Annotated in this window: 1 protein-coding gene; it reads right to left on the reverse strand. The window is 70.4% G+C overall.

Features of this window, described 5'->3' with window-relative positions; translation table 11 throughout:
* On the reverse strand, nucleotides 1-267 hold a 267-nt coding region (locus tag KZZ07_RS27000), incomplete at both ends, for an ATP-binding protein (protein WP_219520060.1).

Genomic DNA, 267 nt, shown 5'->3' on the forward strand with positions numbered 1-267 from the left:
CTTTTGGACGAGGTCGGTGGTGCGGGTGAACAGCACCTTGAAGCCGGCCTCGACGAGAGCGAGCCCGATCGCTGCAGCGAGATGGCTCTTCCCGCCGCCGGGTGGGCCGAACAGGAGCAGGTTGGCCCCCTGCGCAAGCCAGGCGTCGCCGGCGGCGACCGCCATGACCTGAGCCTTCGAGAGCATCGGCACGGCGGCGAAGTCGAAGCCGTCGAGCGTCTTGCCCGGCGGCAGGCGCGCCTCGGCGAGATGACGCTCGATGCGTCG

This window comes from Mameliella sp. CS4 (assembly GCF_019392335.1).
Classification (GTDB): Bacteria; Pseudomonadota; Alphaproteobacteria; order Rhodobacterales; family Rhodobacteraceae; genus Antarctobacter.